The sequence below is a fragment of the Acinetobacter sp. YH12218 genome (genome assembly GCF_013417925.1).
GTDB lineage: Bacteria > Pseudomonadota > Gammaproteobacteria > Pseudomonadales > Moraxellaceae > Acinetobacter > Acinetobacter amyesii.
Genome location: NZ_VPDB01000012.1, coordinates 16621 through 39491, shown reverse-complemented (window position 1 = coordinate 39491; position 22871 = coordinate 16621). Strand labels below are relative to the sequence as shown.

Sequence of the window (22871 nt, the reverse complement as noted above, 5' to 3'; positions counted from 1 at the left end):
AACGAGCAATCCAAAGATAAGGACGAAAATAAATATTCAATTTTGCTATGAAAATTTAGGCATTCACATTTTAAACAAAGCCTGAATACTTTGTTCAATTGCCGTATTTACCTGCTGCATATCGATCTGCTGATTTAAAAATAGTAAATCGACGAAAGGCTTCGAAATGGTTGCACCAAATAACATATCCGCCATGATATCTGCATTTAAGTTCAATACAAATTGGGCACTTGGAATATGACTCACAGTATGAATCAAATGATCTCGGCTTTTGGCGATACCTTTTTCATAAAAAGTATCACTTATTCCATCAACACCAACACGCTCTGCGATCGCCAGTCGGCACAACTTAATATGCCGCTCGGACAGGACATGCTCAGCGATTTTCTTCAACTGATTCTGCAAGGCCAACACACGATCTAAACTATTGGCATCAAAAGCATCTTCAGTCCAGATATAGGACGACTCAACCAATGAAATAAGCAGTTCACGTTTATCAGAAAAATACACATATAGCGTTTTTTTAGACATACCTGCTGCGGTCGCAATTTCAGACATGGTGACATTTTCAAAGCCCTTCTCACCAAAGAGTTGTTCTGCAATAGAAAAAATTTCTGCACGCCGCTGTTCTGCCGACATGACCAAAGGACGGCCTAGTTTTGCCAATGCTGCTCTCTTTGACTTAGGAAACCGATAAGTTTCAGAATGCGCTGCTTTCCACAAGATCCAACCACATTATGACAGCATCAAATACACGTGCAATGCCCATACTCATTGCATTACTCGCAACCATCGGCCCGATAGGTATTGATATGTACCTACCAAGCATTCCCGTTATGGCAACATCTTTAGGGAGTAGCGAAGGTGCGATCCAACTGAGTTTGATGACATTTTTTGTGGGTTTAATGCTTGGCCAGCTGATGTATGGCCCACTATCGGATAAATTTGGCCGTAAGCCGCTTATTTACTTAGGTTTAGGGATTTATATTTTAGGCTCGATCGGCTGCACATTTGCACAAAGCGTTGAACAATTACAATGGATTCGCTTTATTCAAGGTTTAGGTGGTTCAATTGGGATGGTGATTGCCTTTGCGATTATCAAAGATCAGTTTCAAGGCCCGGCAATGGGCAAAATGATGTCAATGGTTTTGGCGATATTAGGCCTTTCACCGGTGGCTGCACCTCTAATTGGCGATGGCTTACAGGCTTTAGGTTCATGGCGAAATATTTTTATTTTTTTAGCCGTATATGCCGCGATTGTATTGGCAGCCGTTGCAATGCTACTCCCTGAAACACGTCAAGTGGAATTGCGTCAACAATTCAAGCTCTCACAAACCATCAAATTATATGGGCAAATTATCAGGGATCGTAAGTTCATCATTTACTCACTCACACTGTGTATTGCACAAGCTGGCTTCTTTGCCTATATCGCTGGTTCAGCCAGTGTATTTATCAGTGAGTATCAGTTGAGTTCTACCCAATTTAGCCTGCTCTTTGCATTCAATGCATTTGGTTTAATTGCTGCTGCAATCTTTAACCCCAAAGTGCATGAAAAATTTGGACCACTGAATGCCTATAAAATCATGAACAGCAGTTTCTTACTCATTATGGCTGTATTGCTCCTTGCACAATGCTCAGGCTATTCAAATCTAATATTCTTCTGTAGCGCACTATTTATCGCCGTTGCACTTTTAGGTTTCATTATGCCTACCGGAAGCCATTTGGCTCTTATGTTTCAGCATAAAAATGCTGGTACAGCATCTGCATTATTAGGTGCTTTACAATTTGGCTTTGGTGCGATCATTACAACTTTAACCGGTAAATTTAGTAATTTTGGCAGCTTAGGTTTAGTCACAATCATGTTTGCTTGTGCACTTATTTCTGCACAGCTTTGCCTCATTAGCTTTCCAAAACATTTACCGATGTCTCAGCATTAAAATTGCAAACTCAAAAATAATTATTATCCAACTTAAATAAGCAAATCAAAAAAGGCTGCATTTACGCAGCCTTTCCTTTAATCTATCTCAGCCTAAACTTAACTGACCTTTTGCATTAATTGCGCTTTGGCCACTTCTTGTTGTTTCAACAGATTACGTTGGATTTTTCCACTCGATGTTTTAGGCAACCCATCTACAAATTCAATTTCTTTTGGATAAGCATGCTTGGATAAACGAGATCGCACATAGGCTTGTAGCTTATCCATGAGTTCTGAACTTGCTTGATATTGTGGTTTCAATACCACAAAAGCTTTGACCAATTCTGTACGCTCAGGATCAGGCTTACCGACAACTGCCGATTCTAAAACCTCTTCGCACTCTAATAATGTGCTTTCCACATCGAAAGGCCCTACACGATAGCCTGACGTTGTAATGACATCGTCAGCACGACCCACAAAATCAATGCCGCCTTCTTCATTTAACCTAACAGTATCACCAGTTAAATAGTAGTTCCCGACAAAGGCTTTACGGTTATTGCCGCCATAGCCCGTGAACCACATGAGTGGAGATTGCGACCAGTCTAATGCCAATGTTCCAATCCCACCACGTTCAATTTCTTGATGGTCTTTATCAAGCACCGCGAAACGATGTCCCGGTATAGCAAAACCGGCTGAACCCACTTTTTTGTAGTGTTCTAAAGCATGATGATTTGCAATCACCATACCGAGTTCCGTTTGTCCATATTGGTCATAAATATTGACGTTTAAGTCGTGATTAAACCATTGAATCACTTCGGGAGTTAGTGGCTCTCCTGCGCTACTCACAACCCGTAAATGTGATTTTATGGATTCATCAAATTTTTCTTTAAACCCAAAGAACATACGAAAAGCCGTTGGTGAACCGGTCAAATTGCTGACTTTATATTTTTTGATGACTTGAAGTGCGTGATCAACACTAAAAGCACGTTCATCCATAATAATGCTGTGCCCTAAACTTAAAGGCCCTGCAATTCCATAGTACAAACCATAAGCCCAACCCGGATCTGCTAAATTCCAAAATGAATCTTCATCACGCAAATCAACCGCATGTGTCATATATCCTTTAAATGCCAACAACGCTTTGTGTGGCACAGGTACAGACTTGGCTAAACCCGTCGTCCCTGAGGTAAACATCATTAAAAATTCATCATCAAAAGAACGGGGTACTGAGTTATATGCGGTGTCATGAAGTTGCAGCTCTGACCAAAAGTCAGGATCTGTCTGAATCGCTTGATCGGCATGCACGGTTAAAATATGTGGTAAATCAATATGATTGAGTTTTGATCGTTGCTCAGTGTTGGTTACAATCAGCTTTGTTCCCGCAGTTTGCACCCGATGCTCAATCGCTTTGGACTCAAATGCCGTAAATAAAGGCTGATAAATTGCCCCTATACGCCATGTTGCCAATACGGTGATCAATAACTCTGCTGTACGGGGTAATAGACCTGCAATGCAATCACCTGCTTTCAATCCAATGCGCTGATAATAATTTGCCAATTGTGCAGAAGCTAAATCTAATTGCTCAAAAGTCCATTGCTCAGATTCACCATTTTTACCTTCCCAGATCAGCGCAGTTCTATTTTGCCCAACATAGCGCCCACAACATTCATCATAAGCATTGATTGAACTTGGCGTACCGACCAATTGTTCTGTAACCATCTTTTCAAAATTAAAATCACGATATGCTTGTTCTAGTGTCTTCATGACGACAATTCCTATCCTGTTCTCTATGATTCAAAGTGCAAGACTTTGAGGTTTATTCATCTTGTTGTTGTACCACTGCGTACTAGTGACGATTCCTTTGCCACATCCGCTTTAACTGCTTTTCCATACACCGATTGCAATGTCGGTTTTTTAGTTTTGAAACTTATACTCTTCGACAATCTATTCGTAAACTACCTATTTTTAGACTGTCTATACCTAGATAACCATGTTTGGATGTGCCCTGCAATTTCCATAACCATCAACGCCATTGCAGGGTTTGAACATCGACCAAAGTCTATTTCTTAACCAGCTATCCTTTGGTTACTTCACGTGCAATCACCAGACGTTGAATGTCCGACGCACCTTCATAGATTTGACTGACACGCACATCACGATAAATTCGTTCTACTGGGAAATCAGATACATAACCATAGCCCCCATGAATTTGAATCGCATCTGAACACACTCGTTCAGCCATCGTCGATGCAAAAAGTTTCGCCATTGAGGCTTCTTTTAAACATGGAAAACCGGCATCTTTTAAAGTCGCTGCATGGAAGATTAATTGGCGTGCCGCCTCAATTTGGGTGGCCATATCTGCTAGGCGAAATGCCACGGCCTGATGCTGTACAATCTCCACCCCAAATGCCTTGCGTTCATTGGCATATTCAACAGCCGCATCTAATGCCGCACGGGCCATACCCACAGACTGCGCAGCAATACCAATTCGACCTGACTCTAGGTTTGATAAGGCAATTTTATAGCCTTCCCCCTCTTGGCCTAAAAGACTATCCGCAGGAATACGACAGTCATCTAAAACAATAGTTGCTGTATCGGAACAATGCTGACCCATTTTGTCTTCTAATCGCGATACGATATAACCTGGCGCATCCGTTGGTACTAAAAAGCACGAAATCCCTTTTTTACCTGCAGACTTGTCCGTTACCGCAAAAACTAAGGCAACTTGGGCATGTTTTCCTGTGGTAATAAATTGCTTGGTGCCATTTAACACCCACTCATCACCATCACGCTCCGCTTTACATTCCAATGCACTCGCATCTGAACCCACTTGTGGTTCTGTTAAGCAAAAACAACCTAACCATTCGCCAGTGGCTAATTTTTTTAAGTATTTTTCTTTTTGTGCTTCTGTACCATAACGCTGCGTAATGCCACATGGCAGTGAGTTTTGTACGCTGACAATCGTCGAAATCGCACCATCACCTGCAGCAATTTCTTCTAAGGCAACAACCAAAGACACATAGTCTAAACCTGCACCACCCCATTCGTCAGAAACCGTCATGCCTAAAGCACCCAGCTCACCAAGTTCCTTTAGCTCTTGTGCAGGAAATGCTGCCGTTTTGTCACGCTCTGCAGCCGTTGGTTTCAGTTTTTCTTGCGAATAGCTTCGCATCATGTCCTGAACCATTTTTTGTTCATCATTTAAAATCATGAGACTTCCTTTTCTAAATCTTTTATAGCGCGTATAGCTTTAAATGTTGGATAACTGCGGAATTAAAAATTCTTTGGCTGTATAAAGCAAAGTTGGATACACGACGACGTCATTTACAACTGTCTGAGGCAGGACGCTATTAATCTCTAGTGTTTCTGCGACCCGTAAATCAATAAATACTTGATGACGAGTTTTGCAAATGACAATGATTTTGGTTACTTTTGCCTAAAACAAAAGTAACAAGATGAGCTACTGTCAACAAAGTTATTCTCGATCAGACTCCGTCGTAGAAGCCTGAATAAGCAGTTTTAATAAATAACTATTTAGGCTGCATACGGATCGCGCCATCAAGACGTATCACTTCGCCATTGAGATAAGCATTTTCAAAAATATGCGTCACTAAGTTTGCAAACTCTTGTGGTTTTGCTAAACGTGGAGGGAAAGGCACCATTTGCCCCAAAGCATCTTGTACATTTTGTGCTAAGCCTTTGAGCATCGGCGTTTCCATAATGCCCGGAGCAATGGTCATCACACGGATTGATTCACGTGCAAGCTCACGTGCAAGAGGTAATGTCATTGCAACCACTGCCCCTTTTGATGCTGCATAAGCCGACTGACCAATTTGACCATCAAAAGCCGCTACCGATGCCGTATTCACAATTACGCCACGCTCTTCTTCACCTGCTTTTAATTCATATTTAGCAATCAGTTGTGCCGCATAGCGCAGCATATTGAATGTGCCTGAAACATTAATATTTAATACTTTTTGGAACATCGCCAAATCATGTAATCCGTCACGACCTAAAACTTTTGCAGAGGGTGCGATACCTGCACAGTTCACTAAGCCATTAAGTTGACCAAATTCCGCTTCAACTTGTACAAAGAAAGTACCGACCGCTTGTTCATCGGTAACATCCAATTGAACAAATTTGGCATGATCACCCAGTTGACGTTGCATCGCTTCGCCATGCTCATGATTCATATCCACAATAATCACTTTTGCACCCAGGCCAATCAGATGTGTTGCTGTCGCAGCGCCTAGTCCTGATGCACCACCAGTCACAACAAAAACTTTTCCTTTAATGTCCATATCAATTCCCTATTTACGATGTCTTGTTTTAAATTCGACTTAAGATGCAGAGTAAACAGAGAATTTATTCAGTACAATTTCCAAATGTTGCATCTTTTCTGATGTATTTGGACAATTCTGAACAAGGACCTATCCGCACATATGCCGAAGCATGGACTCGAATACAGCAAAGGGACGATTTCAATCGACTTGGTGCATGAAGCATTATACGATGCGCAAAAAAAGCAATTTGATATTTCTGCTATTTTACAAAAGGCGGGTATTCCCTCTGAGTTACTGCTATCGAGTAAAACCAGAGTTTCCGTTTCACAATATGCGGCTTTATGGACTCATCTTGCAGATGTGATGGATGATGAATTTTTTGGCATGGATCGGCATGCCATGCGACGTGGTAGTTTCAAACTGCTTTCAAAAATGGTCATGCATAACAGCACTTTGGGAGATGCACTCAAGCAAATTTTGCAGTTTTTAAATCTGGTTTTAGATGAATTGCATAGTGATTTAACCATTGAAGATCACTTTGCTTATATCGTGATCTATGACCAACAAGCGCCTAAACGCATGTTCAGCTATGCAACTTATTTAATGCTCATCCATACGCTACTGTGCTGGCTGAGTGGACAACGAATTTTGTTAAATCAAATCCAATTCAAATGTGATGCGCCGCTTGATGATCACGACTATAAAGTTCGCTTTTGTGAAAATATTCATTACCAAGCCAGTCAAAACTATATACAACTAGATGCCAGTTATTTAACCCTGCCAATCAAACAAGACACACGTTCATGGTATCAATTCCTACAACAAACGCCTGAAAACCTTTTGGTGCGCTTTAAAAACCCGTATGCGCTCAGTAGCCAAATTCGTAAACAACTGTTAGACGTTTCTCCTGCCGAATGGTTAGAGTTTTATGAGTTGGCGGTCAAAATGAATATGTCGGAAGCCACCATGCATCGCCGTCTTAAAAGTGAAGGTGTGAGTTATCAACAACTCAAAAATGATATCCGACGTGATACTGCCATCGATTTTTTAACCCATACCGATAAAAGTTTGCAAGATATCAGTGAAGAACTAAATTTTCATGATCCGAGTGCTTTTCATCGGGCATTTAAAAAATGGACAGGCGTCAGTCCCGGTGCGTATCGACAAAATAATGCGCCTGAATTCAAGGCCTAGAATTTGATATTCGCTATTTATAAATTGAATATTCATCTAATTAATAGAAAATCAATAACTTAAAAATATTCAATAAATAGACTGACCATTCATCCTTGAACGATTGCTACTTTAGTCTAATTAGGTTATTTTTCACTCAATTTAAAGCACTTTGCTTATTTATTTTTCAATTCTCCTGCATCTCCTTGAAAGGCTATCCTATGCTTAAGATGATTGATGTTCTTGAACAACAACTTGTTCAAAACTTTTCAGATTCTCTTTTCACTCAGATTGACGCAATTGATGAACTGTTTCATGAACAGCTTAAAACTGTCGCAGATATCGATTTGCAAAATTTGATCTCACAATTTTTTAGCACTGAAAATGCAGTTGAAGTTGCTCATGCACTGGATATCCAAGCGGATGACATTGAAGCAATTCAAGCAGGTGCAAATCTAAAAGATGAAAATTTAGTGAATGCAACTGCAAAAATTATTGCTTACTGTCTTGCAGTAGAAACAGCAGCTTTAGAACAAGTTGAAGTTTTCGATAGCTTACAAGACTACCCAATGTAAGTATTGATCGAATATCAAAAACAAAAAAATAAAGCGCATTCAATGCGCTTTATTTTTGACTATCTCTAATACCAAATCAATGTTGCCACTGACCTAAGCTGACACGGTCATTTCCACCATAATCTTTTACAGTCCGAACATTTCGATATCCAACTCGTAAGAACAAATGTCTGACTGCTTCACCTTGGTCATAGCCATGTTCAAGCACCACCCACCCATTCACGGTTAAATGTTTTTTGGCTTGAAGAATGATTTGCTCAATATCTGCAAGCCCATGATTGTCCGCAACCAAAGCACGTTCAGGCTCTGTCGCCAAATCTTTCATGTGTACATCATCAGCATCGATATACGGCGGATTTGACACAATTACATCAAAGAAAGCACGACCAAAGGGTTTCAACCAAGAACCTAAGACAAACTGCACATGTTCAAGATCATGCTTTTTGGCATTAAACTCAGCAACTTCCAAGGTAGGTTCGTAAATATCCGAAGCTACAATTGACCACTCTGGACGTTCACTGGCTAATGACAAGGCTACAGCACCAGTTCCTGTTCCTAAATCGACCACACGAGCATCTTCAGGAAGTTCTAAACGGAGTACAGTTTCAACGAGTACTTCCGTATCAGGACGTGGAACCAAAGTATCTTTAGTCACTTTTAAATCTAGCGTCCAAAATGGCTGAGAACCTGTGACATAAGCCAAAGGCTCACCTGCTGCAATACGAGCAAGACTGTCGACATAGAGTTGTTCTTGTTCTGCCGTCAATTCTTGATCCTTTTTCATGATTAAATCAAAAGAATCAATCTTGGTGATGTGCTCTAACAACCACGCATTTTCCTGACGTTCATAACTTTCAGGTTCACCACGATAGGCCAAAGCCTGTGCAATATTCATTAGCCACCATTCTGCTGTGCTAATAATGCCAACTGATCGGCTTGATATTCACGATGCAAACTATCTAGCAATTCAGTCAAATCACCTTCCATCACTGCATCTAACTTATACAGTGTTAAGTTAATACGATGATCAGTCATACGACCTTGTGGATAGTTATAGGTACGAATACGCTCAGAACGGTCACCAGAACCTACCAAGTCACGACGCATTTCAGACGTCGCTGCATCTGCCGCTGCGCGTTTAGCATTTTCTAAACGAGAAACCAATAGCGCCATCGCTTTGGCTTTGTTTTTATGTTGTGAACGTTCGTCCTGACATTCTACAACTGTACCCGTTGGAATATGGGTAATACGTACAGCAGAGTCAGTTTTGTTAATGTGCTGACCACCCGCACCTGATGCACGATAGGTATCAATACGTAGTTCTGAAGGATTAATTTCTACACTGGTGTCTACATCAATTTCCGGCAAAATCGCAACAGTACATGCCGAAGTATGCACACGACCTTGTGACTCAGTTGCAGGAACACGCTGTACACGATGCGCACCACTTTCAAATTTTAAGCGGCCATATACGCCTTCACCATTGATGAGGCAAATTACTTCTTTATAACCGCCATGTTCGCCGTCATTTTCAGACAACACTTCAATACGCCAACCTTGTGATTCAGCATATTTACTGTACATTCGATACAAGTCACCCGAGAAAATGGCAGCTTCGTCACCACCCGTTCCGGCACGGATTTCTAAATAGGCAGAGTTCGCATCATTCGGATCTTTTGGAATCATCAGAATGTTTAAGTCTGCTTCAAGCTGACCAATCAAAGCTTTATTTTCTTTAATTTCTTCAACGGCCATTTCTTTGAAATCTGGATCCGTCATCATCACTTCAGCAGTCTCAATATCTTCTTCTGCTTGACGGTATTTTTTCCAAACTTCAGTGATTTCAGATAAATCACTATGCTCACGTGACAACTGACGGAAACGTTTATTGTCTGAAATGACTTCTACATCTGCGAGTAATGCATTTAATTCTTCGTGACGGTCAGAGAGCTGATCTAATCGTAAACGTAACGATTCTTTCATTTTTCAAAAAATCTCAATACACAGGCTCTACCGCTAAACTTTCACGGATATGCCAAAATTCAAAATAATGGGGCTAGTGTACCGATAATGGGTCTGAAATGACATATATATTGTTTTTTGGCCTATCAATGACCCTAAATATCAAAGTGTGAACTTCATCACTCCTACCTTTCTCCATAAAGTCGTACAGATTTTCAGCATTCGACCTTTTTTTTCACAATATTAATAAAACTTATACAAACTAGACACTCAAATCACCAAATAAAGAGAAAGCTCTCCATATTTATAGCGAATAGTTTTGTTACATTTACTGCCATCGAAATGATTATCAAAAAGTCCTCGCGTTTATGAAGGACATGGAGTGAACTATGAAACTGAATACTCTTTTAATGACAGCCACTCTAGCAACTGCTTCTATGTTCACTGTGTCTGCAAATGCAGATAGTACAACACGCGTTGCTGCAGCTAGTGCATTAGGTAGTGTTGCAGGTACTGCAATTGGTAAAAACATGGGCGGTAATACCGGCGCTACAATTGGTGCTGCTCTTGGTGGTGCTGGTGGTGCTGCGGTAGCAAGTAATAAACGTAACCGTACAGAATCTGCAATCGGTGGTGCTTTAGGTGGCGGTACAGGTTATACCGTTGGTAAAAGCATGGGCGGTACAAACGGTGGTTACATTGGTTCTGCACTAGGTGCTGCTGGTGGTGCTGCTCTAGGTAATAAAATCTCTAAAGATAAAGCTTACGACAAACACCAAGAACGTAAATACAAAAAACGTTACCGTCGTCGTCACTAATTCAAAATTAGTGAGTCCTTATTGAATAGTGAAAATAGCACCTTCGGGTGCTTTTTTTATGTATCGCCTTTTTTCAAATGATAAATACAACTTTATTTATTGCACCTCAAATATGTAGAGTTGATCCACTCTATCCATGTAATCAATCATGTAGAAATAAAGTGCAAAATTTACATTGCAGCAACGGAATACGTATTTTATTTCACATCACGCTCCAAATATTCGCTATGTGTTTTCATATATTGATATCAACAGATAAACATCATGCTTCGTAAGGAGTTTAAAAATGAAAATTAATAAAATTCTATTCAGTGCAGCAATTGCCGCTTCAGCACTTACTATGACTGCAACACATGCAGGTAATAGCACCAATACTGCATTAACATCTGCTTTAGGTGGTGTTGTTGGTGCAGCAATCGGTAACCAAGTTGGCGGCCAAACTGGCGCAATGATTGGTTCAGCAATTGGTGGCGGTGCAGGTGCAGCAGCATCGGCAAACAAACGTGACCGTAATGGTGCCATCATCGGTGGTGCACTTGGTGGCGCAGGTGGTTATACCGTAGGTAAAAACATGGGCGGCACAAACGGTGGTTATATCGGTGCTGCACTTGGTTCAGCTGGTGGTTCTGCACTAGGTAAAAAAGTGTCTGAAGACCGTCGCTATGATGACCGCTACAATGGTCGTTATGATGATCGCTATGACCGTCGTTATAACAACCGTGGCTATCGTACCAATAATTACAGCTACAACGACCGAGGCTACCGTGGAGACAATGGTCGTCACTTAGGTTGGTACAAAAACGGTAAACGTTAATCGAGATATTTCAATGAAAAAAATCAGCACCTTCGGGTGCTTTTTTTGTTTATAAAAAAAGTTTAGATATACCAAAAGTTGACTTTTTACACAGCCCAACCAATATATCGAATTTATTCGATATACATTAGGCGTTTTATATCGTATTATTTCGATATAAAGATCTCTGAGAGAAAACATGCGTACTCTAGCCGATACAAAATTTTCAATACTTGAACTCGCACCTGTTCGAGATGATAAAACCATCGAATTTTCACTCAAACATGCACTCCAGTTAGCACAGAAAGCAGAACAACTTGGCTATGAGCGTCTATGGTTAGCCGAACACCACAATATGGATGGCATCGCAAGTTCTGCAACTGCGGTTTTACTCGGTTATCTCTTAGCAAATACACAATCCATCAAGCTCGGTTCAGGCGGGATTATGTTGCCCAACCATGCACCTTTGGTTGTCGCTGAACAATTTGGCACGCTTGAAACGCTATATCCCGGCCGTATTGAACTCGGCTTAGGTCGTGCGCCGGGTACTGACCAAACCACCATGCGCGCTTTACGCCGTGGCCGTCAGGAAACCGAAGATCAATTTCCACAAGATGTCCTTGAGATATTGCAATACTTTAAAGCACCTGAGCCACAGCAGCGCATCATTGCTACACCGGGACAAAATACACATGTTCCTGTATGGCTTTTAGGTTCAAGTCTGTTCAGTGCACAACTCGCTGCACGTTTAGGTCTACCCTATTCATTTGCTTCACATTTCGCACCACGCATGCTTGGACAAGCAATTCAGCTCTATCGTGAAAATTTCCAAGCATCCAAATATTTAGATCAACCTTATGTGTCTATGGGCGTACCAACGGTTGTTGCTGAAACAGATGAAGAAGCAGAATATCTAGCAACGAGTGCTTACCAACGGGTTTTAGGTTTAATGCGTGGTCAAAGTTTAAAACTCAAAGCTCCGGTCGACAGTATGCAAGGCTTATGGTCTGCTGCAGAAAAGCTGTCTGTTGATAATTTCTACGCTATGGGACAAGTCGGTTCAAATGCAACTGTTCGAACAGGTTTAGAAAACCTACTCACTAAATATGACGTTGATGAGTTTATTTTCACCTGCGACATTTACGATACCGATAAGCGCATTGAAAATTTCGAACGTTTAATGCAAATCAAAAATGATCTCGCTTAAGACTCTAAGCTTAATAATCTAATCCAAGCGTTTAATCCGTCTAAAGGCAGAATTGTGACTACATGTTTTGTGGTTCTTTAGACGGATAGCAGTCAACAGATAATATGGTTTCGGCTAACAACGACCAAACCTGTACTTAAAAACCATCATTGCTTCAACGAAATAATTGCTTTACTCATTTTTATTCCTGTATAAATATTAAACATAAGCAAATCAAAGAGAAAAATAAGCAAATGAGCCAATATATTAATAAACCCACACCCGCATTTATCGCAGCAAGTTGGTGTGCACTCATTTTAGGCGCTGTAGTGTTTTGCATAGGTTTATTCAATGCAAATATGATGCTGAATGAAAAAGGCTTTTATCTCATTTTATTGCTTTATGGATTATTTTCATCGGTTTCACTACAAAAAATCATTCGTGACCGTTTAGAAGGAATGCATGTCACTGCAATCTACTTTGGACTGTGCTGGGCATCCGTCATTATTTGCCTCGTACTTCTTGCCATTGGTCTATGGAATGCTGAACTGGCATTAAGTGAAAAAGGGTTTTACATGATGGCTTTCCTAATGAGTTTGTTTGGTGCAGTTGCTGTACAAAAAAATATTCGTGATATGGACTATTTACGTACACATACCGACCAACCCGAACTTAAGCATTCAACCCCGAGTCAGCTTGACTATAACTCATCAGATGATGAACCACTTTAAAACTCACAAAATTTATAGATCTCAAAAGCTGTTCATGCAGGTCGCTCATTGTTTTATCGATCTGCTTGAGCGGTTAATGAACTACAACGCATAAAAAAATCAGTTCACTCCTAGAAATGTATAAATGACAAGGGCCAAGCAAATCAATTCTAGACAAATTGTATGACTCATCAGACTGAAAAAACGCTTTACCCCGACTGGCCCATCACAGAATATATTCCTATCTAAGACTCAACTAAAAAAACAAAAGACAAGGAATAAATATGGCCAACAAGCAGGATGCAACCCACCATATTTTTAATAATCATCTAGAGGATTTTGAACACTTTCGTGGAACGATCATCAGTTCAGAACAGATCAAAGATTATGACTTTAAGAATCAAAAAATCGCCATTATTGGGATAGATCAGCATGTGGTCTCTGAACTACATCATCTATGTCAGGTTGCAGATAACATCATGGTCTATCAAATCAAACCGCAATTTGTTTTACCGCGTACTGAACGTCTATTGAATAAATTAATTCAACATCCACTGATTGCAAAAAATCGACGTTTATTTAGCAATCGTATTAAGAGTATTTTGGCGATTCGCTTTTTAGAAGATCAAGTGCCGAACCATTGGTTAAGACATTTACTCAGTCCAAATACCGCAATTCAGAACAAAACCTTCCTAAAATCGGATCATTATTATGCAGCATTACAGCAGCCCAACTGCATCTTAAACACTTGGCCTATTGCAAAAATTCAGAGTAATTCAATCACGGCTTTAGATGAGCATACGTTTGAGTGTGATGTCATTGTGCGCAGCGAATCTAACCAGCCTAAAGAAAAGTAATTACATTGCAATTATTTTCACATGACAATTACTAGAATTTATCCGATTGATCAAAACTCACAACACCAATAGCCATCTCTGGTGGCTTTTGCTAGATCCCCTACGTTATTGAATACTTCTATTCGGTAAGGCTAAGGATTCTTAAAAATCCATAAATGAAAATAGCTTTAATCGTGCTACATGCTTTTTCAGCGCTCAGACTTAAATCATGCCTCCGACCTGCATCATCAGCTACAGTTCATTTATAGAAGTGCGATTTTTGAATAGTTATGATCAATTCTTCATGAAAATTTTATTTCAAACCAATAAATTTTCAGTCGCTTAATCTGGTCTTACACAACTCTTTTAATGACTAATTATAAGTAGGAAAATTTATACCGATGCTCATATTCAGCCGACATTTACTTATGTTCTAATCTATATTCAATAAGAAAATAACTGCTAAAAATCCAATTTTAATATCACTTCATATCTGCTTTTAAAGCCTAAATAGTCTCAATTCGAGCATTCCCCACCCACATCAATTAAATAAATGATGCCATTTCTTGAGATTTAACACCTAAAAGCGACTGTTTGATTATTTTTTATTCTATTTTCTGCCTATTTTTTTAGCATTTAAATCAGTATTTTTTAAAATTATGATCAAATATTAAACTGTATGTGCTAAATCTAGTATATACACTACTCTTATCAAGTAGATTATTCAGGCTTAATTCATAGATAAAAACACAGCAATACACGGATTATTTTAAAAGATTGAAGCTGTCAATTAGGCCATATTTTATAAATTTTCAGCTAAAAAAATTCATCAAATTGGTACACATTTGAATACAGAATTTGCTTAAATTTTAAGTCTAAATGTTGAGAAAAATTTTCATCAATATTTTAAATATTTATCATTCATTAAAAGTATGACAAGTCAAAAATTAATACTATTTTTATATAATTTATACAGTAATTTATTATCATTAAAAGAGCCACCGAAGTAGCTCAATTTACACTTAACCAATGCGACGTTTCAGTCCTGTCATTTGTAAAACACGTGTTGAAATTTCTTCAATCGACATTTCCGACACGTTTAAGTATTTAATTCCTTCTGAAATATAAATACCTTCAATCGCACGTAATTCCATCTGGCACTGACTAAAACTTGCATAACGGCTATTGGCCTTACGTTCTGAACGAATTGCTACAAGGCGCTCTGCATCAATCATCAAGCCAAATAACTTATGTTTATGCTCACGTAAAACTGCAGGTAAACGGTTGTCATCCAAGTCTTCTTCTGTCAACGGATAGTTCGCTACACGAATACCAAATTGCAAAGAGAGATAGATGGAAGTTGGTGTTTTACCCGAACGTGATACCCCGATTAAAATTAAGTCGGCTTTATCATAATGACGAGTACGTGCCCCATCATCGTTATCTAAAGCAAAATGCACCGCATCAATACGCGCTTTATAAGACTCAGAATCTGTTACTGCATGGGTTTGACCGACTAAAGTCGTAGGCGCAGTACCTAACTCGTCAGACAGTTTACTAATAAGCCCTTCAAAAACATCAAGATTTATCGCATTTGCAGTATTAATAATGTCACGTACATACGGGTCTACAAGGGTATCAAACACCAAAGGCTTTTGACCGTCTTGCTGCGCTCTAAGATTGATCTCTGCAACCACATTTGTAGCAGCTTCTTCAGAGGTAATATATGGAATAATATGAATGTCAAAATCTACATGAGGGAACTGGGCTAACAGTGAATGACCAAGCGTTTCTGCGGTAATCGCTGTCCCATCCGAAACAAAGAAAACACTACGCTGAATCTGTTTACCTTCTGACATTAAAATTCTCCTCCAAAATTTGTCTTAGTGCTATATAATCTTTATAGTAAACCATCTTACATGACTGTCACTTAGTAAATTTAGAATGCTAAGTAATTTGTTATAATTTCATGCCAAGATAGTGATTAATACTGCAAAAGTGGAGTAACAACTTTGGAAGCGCGCGTAATTGGTCTAGAAAAATTAGGGAAACACGACGTAGAACTCGTGGGTGGTAAAAACTCATCATTAGGTGAAATGATCAGCCATCTCGCAAATGCTGGTGTATCTGTTCCTGGTGGTTTTGCTACTACAGCTCAAGCATATCGTGAATTCCTCGAGCAAAGTGGCCTAAACGCTAAAATTAACGCTGAACTTGCTGCACTCAATGTTGACGATGTAAATGCACTTGCTGAAACTGGTGCAAAAATCCGTCAATGGATTGTAGACACTCCGCTTACAGCTGAACTTGAAACAGAAATTCGTGAGGCTTTCACAGCTCTTTCAAACGGCAACCCTGATATCGCGGTTGCCGTTCGCTCATCTGCAACAGCAGAAGACTTACCAGATGCTTCATTTGCTGGCCAACAAGAAACTTTCTTGAACATCCGTGGTATCGACAACGTCCTTATTGCGATTAAAGAAGTATTTGCTTCACTTTATAACGACCGCGCAATTTCTTACCGTGTACACCAAAACTTCGCACATGACGTCGTTGCGTTATCTGCAGGTGTTCAACGCATGGTTCGCTCTGAAACAGGTGCAGCTGGTGTAATGTTTACACTAGATACAGAATCTGGTTTCCGCGACGCAGTTTTCATCACAGCTTCTTATGGCTTGGGTGAAATGGTTGTACAAGGTGCTGTAAACCCTGACGAATTCTATGTATCTAAACCACTTTTAAATGCAGGCAAACACGCTGTATTACGTCGTAACCTTGGTTCTAAACACCAAAAAATGATTTATGGTGAAGAAGGTGCTGCAGGTAAGTCAGTGGTTGTTGTAGACGTTGAAAAAGCAGATCGTCAACAATTCGCTTTAAATGACCACGAACTTCAAGAACTTGCTAAACAAGCATTGATCATTGAAAACCACTATGGTTCAGCAATGGACATCGAATGGGCGAAAGATGGCGATGATGGCCAAATCTATATCGTTCAAGCACGTCCTGAAACTGTGAAGAGCCGTCAAAATGTAGGCACAATGGAACGCTACCTTCTTAAACAAAAAGGTAATGTGATTTGTGAAGGTCGTTCAATCGGTCAACGTATTGGTTCTGGTCGCGTGCGTATCGTGACTTCAATCAAAGAAATGGACAAAGTTCAAGACGGCGACGTACTTGTATCTGACATGACTGACCCAGATTGGGAACCAGTAATGAAACGTGCTGCTGCGATTGTCACTAACCGTGGTGGTCGTACTTGTCACGCTGCGATTATTGCACGTGAACTTGGTGTTCCTGCAATCGTAGGTTGTGGTAATGCAACTGAAGTATTGACTGACGGTCAAGAAGTGACTGTGTCTTGCGCTGAAGGTGACACAGGCTTTATTTACGAAGGTTCTTTGGACTTTGAAATCCAACGCAACTCTATCGAATCTATGCCTAAACTTCCGTTCAAAATCATGATGAACGTAGGTAACCCTGACCGCGCATTTGACTTTGCTCAAATTCCTAACGAAGGTGTTGGTCTTGCTCGTCTTGAGTTCATCATCAACCGTATGATCGGTGTACACCCTAAAGCATTGCTTAACATTGACAGCTTACCACGTGAAACTCGTGCTGCTGTAATGTCACGTACTGCAGGTTATGCATCTCCTATCGAATTCTATGTTGAAAAACTAGTTGAAGGTATTTCTACACTTGCTGCAGCGTTTGCTGACAAACCAGTGATTGTTCGTATGTCTGACTTTAAGTCAAACGAATATGCAAACTTAATCGGTGGTAAGTTATACGAACCTGAAGAAGAAAACCCAATGCTAGGCTTCCGTGGTGCTAGCCGCTATGTGTCTGACAACTTCCGTGACTGCTTCGAACTTGAATGCCGCGCACTGAAAAAAGCACGTGATGAAATGGGCTTAACTAACATTCAAATCATGATTCCTTTCGTACGTACTGTTGCTGAAGCGAAACGAGTTATTGAATTGTTAGCGCTTAACGGTCTTAAACGTGGTGAAAATGGTCTTAAAGTGATCATGATGTGTGAACTTCCAACTAACGCATTGTTGGCTGAACAGTTCCTTGAACACTTCGACGGTTTCTCTATCGGTTCTAACGACTTAACTCAGTTAACACTCGGTCTAGACCGTGACTCTGGTATCGTTTCTCACCTATTTGATGAACGTGATCCAGCCGTTAAAGCACTTCTTTCTATGGCAATCCATGCTTGTCGTAAAGCTGGCAAATACGTAGGTATTTGTGGTCAAGGCCCTTCAGATCACCCTGACCTAGCTAAATGGTTAATGGAACAAGGCATTGAGTCTGTTTCGCTTAACCCAGACTCAGTATTAGACACTTGGTTCTTCCTTTCTGAAGAAAAAGCTCAACAAGCTTAATAAACTGTGTTAAAAAAAGACCCACATGTGGGTCTTTTTTTTTTATTTATACTTTTACAGACGTTTTTTGAGATTTTAGTTTTATGCAGATTTACTTGGCACGAAATAACCAACAAGCTGGTCCCTACACCTTAGAACAACTTAACCAAATGCTCGCGAGCCAACAAGTGTTACTCACGGACTTGGTTTGGCACCAAGGTATGACCGAATGGAAAGCTTTGGGTGAACTCACTCAAGGTCAGTTGGTTTATATGCCTGCAGGATATACTGCACCAACAGCATTCGAATCAAATCAAACTGCAACTACGCCATCAAATACCTATGCACAGCCTCAAGCGGTACAAGAGCAAACTAGCCTAGCTAGTATTCCTAAACGTGTTTTGGCGAAAATCGTCGATTTACTGCTTTGGATACCAGCAACTTTTATCTTAACGGCATTTTTTAGTCCAAGTGAAAAGACACAATTTGCAAATCTGAATGAACAGTTTATGCAAGCTGTGATGACCCCAAATGCTGACCCCAATGTTTTACAAGCACTACAAACACAAATGGTTGAAATGTTTCCCAACCAAGCTTGGATTGCAATGTTTGCGTATCTCTTCATTATGCTTTTCATTCAAGCATATTTGATTGCTAAATCAGGTCAAAGCATTGGTAAAAAAATCACCAAAATTAAAATTGTAGATGCCGAAACCAGTCAACCTGTAAACCTCATGCGTGGCTTCACTTTACGCAGTGTTTTATTTATTTTCCTGAACTTTTTATCAATGCCATTAAGCGTAATCATCGATTCCGTTTTCATTTTCGGCAAGAAGCGTCAAACCTTGCATGACAAATTGGCAAAAACCAAGGTAATAAACCAATAATTTTCACTTTTATTCAGGGATGAATTTCTCATCCCTTTTTTGTGCATTATATTGAAATTAAAATAAAATTTAGATAAAAAAAATACAATCCTGACTAGCAAAATAGGGTTTTAATACAGTCATTTAAAGCATCTTTATGTATAGCTTAGTTTGCCGATATCAGGCATAATGCCCTACAACGTAGCGGTGTCGCATCATTGTGACTGTTTTTTCATGTCTGAAAAAATCACAATCATGCGACACTTTATTCGCTATCCCAAATTTTAAATTTAGGGAATGGGACTCTTCACCGAGGTTGTAAAATGAGACAAACAATTTTAGCTGTATTGTCTTTATCTGCGATCGCTGCACTCTTAACTGGGTGTGGTGGTGATATGGTACTTCTAAACTCAAAAGGTCCAGTTGCTGAAGGTCAATCAAACCTCATGCTTACTGCGATCTACCTAATGTTGTTGGTCGTTATTCCATCAGCACTTATGGCGTTATGGTTTGGTTGGAAATATCGCGCGTCAAATAAAGATGCAGACTATAAACCTACTTGGGCACACTCGACTGCAATTGAAGTTGTAGTTTGGGGTATTCCTGTCATTATTATTGGTATTTTAGCGGCATTAACATGGTGGGGCTCACACGAGTACGATCCATACAAACCATTAAAATCAGAAAAAGCACCATTAACAGTTCAAGTTATTGCTGAACAATTTAAATGGATCTTTATCTACCCGGAACAAGGCATCGCGACTGTAAACGAAATGCGTTTCCCAGAGAAAACTCCGGTATCGCTTCGTATTACATCTAACTTTACGATGAACTCATTCTTCATCCCTGCGTTAGGTGGTCAGATTTATGCAATGGCGGGTATGCAAACTCACCTGAACCTTTTAGCTGACGAACTTAGTCCTGCTGAAGGCTTCCGTGGTTTCTCATCTAACTACTCAGGTTACGGTTTCTCACAAATGCGCTTCCGCGCTCACTCTGTGACAGATACTCAGTTTGCTGAATGGGTTTCTGCTGTTAAAGCTGGTAATGGTACTTCAGTGAATCCACAAGCAGTTCAAAAAACTGTTTTAGACCAAGCTGAATTCCAAACTCTTAAAGACGGCGACCGCTCTAAACATCAGATCGAAGCTTTAGTTGCTAGAGCAACTACTCCTGAAGAAAAGGCTAAAGCTGAAGCAATGAAGCCTTACCCTACTAAGCCACATCCAGTGACTTATTACTCTTCAGTAGAACCTAAATTGTTCGAATCAGTGATCAATAAATACATGAGTAACTACCACGGTGCTGATCATACAGCTACTGTTGGACACGAAGCTGCTGCTTCTGAAGCTCATGCAGGCGTTGAACATGCGACTGTTGCAGGGGAATAAGACATGAGCTTATTAGGTAAGTTAGGACCAGATGCAATTCCACACGATCCAATCGTGTTGGTTACTGTTGCAATGATGATCCTTGGCGGTATCGCAGTTGTTGCTGGTATCACCTACTTTAAAAAATGGGGCTACTTGTGGAACGAATGGTTCACATCTGTAGACCATAAAAAAATTGGTATCATGTATATCCTCGTGTCAATTGTCATGCTTGTGCGTGGTTTTGCCGATGCGATTATGATGCGTCTTCAACTGTTCCTTGCAAAAGGTGGCGGTGAAGGTTACTTACACCCAGAACACTATGACCAGATCTTTACTGCCCACGGCGTAATCATGATCTTCTTCGTAGCAATGGGTCTAGTTGTTGGTTTAATGAACGTTGCTGTACCACTTCAAATTGGTGCGCGTGACGTAGCATTCCCATTATTAAACTCTCTTAGCTTCTGGTTATTCGCCGGCGCTGCGGGCTTAATGATGGCTTCTCTTGCAATTGGTGAATTCGCTGCAACAGGTTGGATGGCTTACCCTCCACTTTCTGGCATCGAATACTCTCCAGGTGTAGGTGTAGACTACTATATCTGGGCACTTCAGGTTTCTGGTCTAGGTACGCTTCTTACTGGTGTTAACTTCTTCGTTACCATCATTAAAATGCGTGCGCCTGGCATGAAACTTATGGACATGCCTATTTTCACTTGGACTGCATTAGTTACTGTAGTGCTTATCGTTGCAACATTCCCAGTTTTGACTGCGACTATTGCAATGCTTTCACTTGACCGTTACTTCGGCTTCCATTTCTTTACAAATGACATGGGTGGTAGCCCAATGTTGTATGTAAACTTGATTTGGACTTGGGGTCACCCAGAAGTTTACATCTTGGTATTACCTGCTTTTGGTATTTACTCAGAAGTTACTGCTGTGTTCTCACGCAAAGCGTTGTTCGGCTACAAATCAATGGTGTACGCAACTGTAGCAATTGGTGTTCTTTCACTAGTTGTATGGGTTCACCACTTCTTTACAATGGGTGCTGGTGCCAACGTTAACGCGTTCTTCGGTATCATGACCATGATCATTGCGATCCCTACTGGTGTGAAAATCTTCTCTTGGTTATTCACCATGTACAAGGGCCGCATCACCTATACAACTCCAATGCTTTGGACACTTGGCTTCCTTGTGACTTTCGGTATTGGTGGTTTAACAGGCGTATTAATGGCAGTTCCACCAGCGGACTTCTTAGTACACAACTCTTTATTCCTTATCGCTCACTTCCATAACGTAATTATTGGTGGTGTAGTGTTCGCGATGTTCGCGGGTATCATTTTCTACTGGCCAAAAATGTTTGGTTGGAAACTGAATGAAACTTGGGGTAAAGCAGCGTTCTGGTTCTGGTTCTTCGGTTTCTACTTTGCATTCATGCCACTTTATATCCTTGGTTTCATGGGTATGACTCGTCGTTTGAATACATATGACAACCCTGAATGGGATCCGTACTTAGCGATCGCTTTATTTGGTTCTGTATTGGTTGCTATCGGTATCTTCTGTTTTGTTATGCAAATCGTTGTTGGTTTCCTTCAACGCAAAGACAACATGGACGTTACTGGCGATATCTGGGATGGTCGTACTCTTGAGTGGGCTACTTCATCTCCTTCACCATTCTATAACTTTGCTTATCTTCCAAAGATCAATGGTATTGATACTTTCTGGACTGACAAAGAAAATGGTGTTGCTTACGCTAAGCCAACTACATACGAAGACATCCATATGCCTACAAACCGTGCGGCAGGTTTCGTAATTGCAATGTTTATTACAGTTATGGGCTTCGCATTAATCTGGCATATCTGGTGGTTAGTCGTTGTAACTTTCATTGCTTCAATTATCAGCTTCATCGTTTCTTCTTTCACTAAGAAAGTTGACTACTATGTTCCAGCTGCAGAAGTTGAACGTATTGAAAATGAACGCTACGCGCTTCTTGAAAAACATTTGAAGAAGGACTAAG

The 22871-nt window shown here is 40.3% G+C and carries 19 protein-coding genes; 12 read left to right on the top strand and 7 right to left on the bottom strand.

Features of this window, described 5'->3' with window-relative positions; genetic code table 11:
* Nucleotides 1-63 precede the first annotated feature (63 nt).
* Complete coding sequence (locus FTV03_RS05465; protein ID WP_180022024.1) at nucleotides 64-666, bottom strand: TetR/AcrR family transcriptional regulator; 603 nt, start codon at nucleotides 664-666, stop codon at nucleotides 64-66.
* A 71-nt stretch (nucleotides 667-737) separates the two neighbouring features.
* Between FTV03_RS05465 and FTV03_RS05460 the strand changes: the two genes are divergently transcribed.
* The gene (locus tag FTV03_RS05460) at nucleotides 738-1937 is read left to right on the top strand and encodes a multidrug effflux MFS transporter (RefSeq protein ID WP_257220683.1); all 1200 of its coding nucleotides are present in this window, start codon (nucleotides 738-740) and stop codon (nucleotides 1935-1937) included.
* 98 nt (nucleotides 1938-2035) lie between these two features.
* Here FTV03_RS05460 and FTV03_RS05455 read toward each other — a convergent pair whose 3' ends face one another.
* The 3 genes from FTV03_RS05455 to FTV03_RS05445 all read right to left on the bottom strand — a co-directional run bounded on the left by FTV03_RS05455 (nucleotide 2036) and on the right by FTV03_RS05445 (nucleotide 6216).
* On the bottom strand, nucleotides 2036-3679 hold the full coding sequence (locus FTV03_RS05455; protein WP_180022023.1) for an AMP-binding protein: 1644 nt from the start codon (nucleotides 3677-3679) through the stop codon (nucleotides 2036-2038).
* A gap of 310 nt (nucleotides 3680-3989) precedes the next feature.
* Nucleotides 3990-5126: an acyl-CoA dehydrogenase family protein gene (locus FTV03_RS05450; protein WP_078193952.1), complete on the bottom strand. Its 1137-nt coding sequence runs from the start codon at nucleotides 5124-5126 to the stop codon at nucleotides 3990-3992.
* A 319-nt stretch (nucleotides 5127-5445) separates the two neighbouring features.
* Nucleotides 5446-6216: an SDR family NAD(P)-dependent oxidoreductase gene (locus FTV03_RS05445; protein ID WP_180040376.1), complete on the bottom strand. Its 771-nt coding sequence runs from the start codon at nucleotides 6214-6216 to the stop codon at nucleotides 5446-5448.
* Between the two features lie 141 nt (nucleotides 6217-6357).
* On the opposite strand from FTV03_RS05445, the gene FTV03_RS05440 reads away from it, so the two are divergent.
* Nucleotides 6358-7392: an AraC family transcriptional regulator gene (locus tag FTV03_RS05440; RefSeq protein ID WP_180040374.1), complete on the top strand. Its 1035-nt coding sequence runs from the start codon at nucleotides 6358-6360 to the stop codon at nucleotides 7390-7392.
* Between the two features lie 200 nt (nucleotides 7393-7592).
* Nucleotides 7593-7946 carry a hypothetical protein gene (locus tag FTV03_RS05435; RefSeq protein ID WP_078188566.1) on the top strand — a complete coding sequence of 118 codons (354 nt, stop codon included), beginning with the start codon at nucleotides 7593-7595 and terminating at the stop codon, nucleotides 7944-7946.
* Between the two features lie 76 nt (nucleotides 7947-8022).
* On the opposite strand, the gene prmC is transcribed toward FTV03_RS05435, so the two are convergent.
* Nucleotides 8023-8841: a peptide chain release factor N(5)-glutamine methyltransferase gene (gene prmC, locus FTV03_RS05430; RefSeq protein ID WP_180040372.1), complete on the bottom strand. Its 819-nt coding sequence runs from the start codon at nucleotides 8839-8841 to the stop codon at nucleotides 8023-8025.
* Nucleotides 8841-9929, bottom strand: coding sequence for a peptide chain release factor 1 (gene prfA / locus FTV03_RS05425; protein WP_078188570.1), 1089 nt, complete (start codon nucleotides 9927-9929; stop codon nucleotides 8841-8843). Before prfA ends, prmC begins: the two co-directional genes overlap by 1 nt.
* 368 nt (nucleotides 9930-10297) lie before the next feature.
* On the opposite strand from prfA, the gene FTV03_RS05420 reads away from it, so the two are divergent.
* From FTV03_RS05420 to FTV03_RS05400, 5 genes are all read left to right on the top strand, one after another.
* Entirely contained in the window at nucleotides 10298-10726 is a 429-nt protein-coding gene (locus FTV03_RS05420) for a glycine zipper domain-containing protein (protein ID WP_078193959.1), read from the top strand.
* A 286-nt stretch (nucleotides 10727-11012) separates the two neighbouring features.
* Complete coding sequence (locus FTV03_RS05415) at nucleotides 11013-11540, top strand: hypothetical protein (protein WP_168377731.1); 528 nt, start codon at nucleotides 11013-11015, stop codon at nucleotides 11538-11540.
* 178 nt (nucleotides 11541-11718) lie between these two features.
* Nucleotides 11719-12726, top strand: a complete 1008-nt coding sequence (locus tag FTV03_RS05410; RefSeq protein ID WP_180022017.1) for an LLM class flavin-dependent oxidoreductase — start codon at nucleotides 11719-11721, stop codon at nucleotides 12724-12726.
* Between the two features lie 233 nt (nucleotides 12727-12959).
* Nucleotides 12960-13436: an inner membrane protein YiaA gene (gene yiaA, locus FTV03_RS05405; protein WP_078193962.1), complete on the top strand. Its 477-nt coding sequence runs from the start codon at nucleotides 12960-12962 to the stop codon at nucleotides 13434-13436.
* 263 nt (nucleotides 13437-13699) lie between these two features.
* Nucleotides 13700-14272, top strand: coding sequence for a flavoprotein (locus FTV03_RS05400; protein ID WP_180004943.1), 573 nt, complete (start codon nucleotides 13700-13702; stop codon nucleotides 14270-14272).
* Nucleotides 14273-15273: 1001 nt separating this feature from the next.
* Here the strand turns inward: FTV03_RS05400 and FTV03_RS05395 are convergent.
* Complete coding sequence (locus tag FTV03_RS05395) at nucleotides 15274-16110, bottom strand: pyruvate, water dikinase regulatory protein (RefSeq protein ID WP_078193964.1); 837 nt, start codon at nucleotides 16108-16110, stop codon at nucleotides 15274-15276.
* Nucleotides 16111-16263: 153 nt separating this feature from the next.
* Between FTV03_RS05395 and ppsA the strand changes: the two genes are divergently transcribed.
* From ppsA to cyoB, 4 genes are all read left to right on the top strand, one after another.
* Entirely contained in the window at nucleotides 16264-18642 is a 2379-nt protein-coding gene (ppsA, locus tag FTV03_RS05390; RefSeq protein ID WP_180005234.1) for a phosphoenolpyruvate synthase, read from the top strand.
* A gap of 83 nt (nucleotides 18643-18725) precedes the next feature.
* Nucleotides 18726-19508 (top strand): RDD family protein, encoded by a 783-nt coding sequence (locus FTV03_RS05385; protein ID WP_180005233.1) that lies wholly within the window; start codon nucleotides 18726-18728, stop codon nucleotides 19506-19508.
* Between the two features lie 302 nt (nucleotides 19509-19810).
* Nucleotides 19811-20878, top strand: a complete 1068-nt coding sequence (cyoA, locus tag FTV03_RS05380; RefSeq protein ID WP_078188579.1) for a ubiquinol oxidase subunit II — start codon at nucleotides 19811-19813, stop codon at nucleotides 20876-20878.
* A 3-nt stretch (nucleotides 20879-20881) separates the two neighbouring features.
* Nucleotides 20882-22870 (top strand): cytochrome o ubiquinol oxidase subunit I, encoded by a 1989-nt coding sequence (cyoB, locus tag FTV03_RS05375; protein ID WP_067767311.1) that lies wholly within the window; start codon nucleotides 20882-20884, stop codon nucleotides 22868-22870.
* Nucleotide 22871 lies beyond the last annotated feature (1 nt).

Coding starts and splice junctions, on each gene's coding strand:
- FTV03_RS05445 (WP_180040376.1), bottom strand. CDS start 6,216: ATGGACATTAAAGGAAAAGTTTTTGTTGTGACTGGTGGTGCATCAGGA.
- cyoA (WP_078188579.1), top strand. CDS start 19,811: ATGAGACAAACAATTTTAGCTGTATTGTCTTTATCTGCGATCGCTGCA.
- FTV03_RS05400 (WP_180004943.1), top strand. CDS start 13,700: ATGGCCAACAAGCAGGATGCAACCCACCATATTTTTAATAATCATCTA.
- prmC (WP_180040372.1), bottom strand. CDS start 8,841: ATGAATATTGCACAGGCTTTGGCCTATCGTGGTGAACCTGAAAGTTAT.
- FTV03_RS05440 (WP_180040374.1), top strand. CDS start 6,358: ATGCCGAAGCATGGACTCGAATACAGCAAAGGGACGATTTCAATCGAC.
- FTV03_RS05385 (WP_180005233.1), top strand. CDS start 18,726: ATGCAGATTTACTTGGCACGAAATAACCAACAAGCTGGTCCCTACACC.
- FTV03_RS05420 (WP_078193959.1), top strand. CDS start 10,298: ATGAAACTGAATACTCTTTTAATGACAGCCACTCTAGCAACTGCTTCT.
- FTV03_RS05435 (WP_078188566.1), top strand. CDS start 7,593: ATGCTTAAGATGATTGATGTTCTTGAACAACAACTTGTTCAAAACTTT.
- FTV03_RS05395 (WP_078193964.1), bottom strand. CDS start 16,110: ATGTCAGAAGGTAAACAGATTCAGCGTAGTGTTTTCTTTGTTTCGGAT.
- prfA (WP_078188570.1), bottom strand. CDS start 9,929: ATGAAAGAATCGTTACGTTTACGATTAGATCAGCTCTCTGACCGTCAC.
- yiaA (WP_078193962.1), top strand. CDS start 12,960: ATGAGCCAATATATTAATAAACCCACACCCGCATTTATCGCAGCAAGT.
- FTV03_RS05410 (WP_180022017.1), top strand. CDS start 11,719: ATGCGTACTCTAGCCGATACAAAATTTTCAATACTTGAACTCGCACCT.
- FTV03_RS05450 (WP_078193952.1), bottom strand. CDS start 5,126: ATGATTTTAAATGATGAACAAAAAATGGTTCAGGACATGATGCGAAGC.
- FTV03_RS05455 (WP_180022023.1), bottom strand. CDS start 3,679: ATGAAGACACTAGAACAAGCATATCGTGATTTTAATTTTGAAAAGATG.
- cyoB (WP_067767311.1), top strand. CDS start 20,882: ATGAGCTTATTAGGTAAGTTAGGACCAGATGCAATTCCACACGATCCA.
- FTV03_RS05460 (WP_257220683.1), top strand. CDS start 738: ATGACAGCATCAAATACACGTGCAATGCCCATACTCATTGCATTACTC.
- FTV03_RS05415 (WP_168377731.1), top strand. CDS start 11,013: ATGAAAATTAATAAAATTCTATTCAGTGCAGCAATTGCCGCTTCAGCA.